Annotated in this window: 1 protein-coding gene; it reads left to right on the forward strand. The window is 50.7% G+C overall.

Annotated features, from left to right (window positions below; genetic code table 11):
- Positions 1-18 precede the first annotated feature (18 nt).
- Positions 19-999: TraC family protein (locus ACVRRC_RS21900; RefSeq protein ID WP_472997561.1), on the forward strand; the 981-nt coding region annotated here is incomplete at its 3' end.

Below are 999 nucleotides of genomic sequence, written 5' to 3' on the forward strand. Positions count from 1 at the left end.
GGTACCAGTGGGAAAGAAATGCAGCAATTACAAACATTGCTGTCGTCCAACTTCCCAGCGAAGACCATTGTGCAGTTCGATCTGGTTGCCAGCCCGAACATCGTTGGCAAAATTAATCAGATGGACGCTCTGCGCATGGACTGCGATGACGAAGTATTGCGGGATGCCATTTACAACCGTTCTAAGTTCCTGCTTCACAGCACCGACTATCCAATGAAGGGGACAGGTACCCGTGTGCGCAACTGTTTGTTGCTGATCACGGTGAAGGTGCCAGTGAAAAACGAATACGATATGCGGGAAGAAGAATTCAACTTGATTTCTGAGTTCCGTAACACGTTCGACACTACGTTGGGGATCATGGGGTTGTGCCCTGCTACACTGACGCGTGACCGTTACATCGACGTGCTGTCTGCCATTTTGAATCAGGGGGAAACGGCGTCGTGGCGTGACCGTAATCCGCTGCAAGTGCAAGACGATTTGATGATCTCGGAACAGCTGGTTGACCCTGATCGCGAGTTTTTCATTCGCAATAAATACTGTGCTTTCGGCAGTCCTGAAGACGAAAACCAGCGTGGTGAACGTCACACTGGTACGACGTTTGTGCGCACACTGAGCGCCAAAAAACTGCCTAAGCGGTTCTTCCCAGGGCAGGCGCAATACTTCCTCGGCGATATGATGAGTGGTGCAACCGGCATTAAGTCGTCCTGCATTATCTCCATGAGCATGATCTTCTTTGACCAGCAAAACGCAAAGACCAAGTTCACGCAAAAGCGTAACTGGATTGTGCAGCAAACCGACGGGCCGATGGTGAAGTGGATCCCATCTTTGAAGACCATTCGTGAAGGTTACGACCTGCTGAGCGACAAGCTGGACAACGGCGAACCGATCTGCAAAGCCAAATTCACGGTGACTATCTTCTCCAACTCTAAAGACGGAGTATTCCGAGCGAGCCAAGAAGCGGCCAGCTACCTCAACACCTATCAGTTCAAAATGATCCCG

The sequence above is a fragment of the Stutzerimonas sp. LR2 genome (assembly GCF_055755175.1).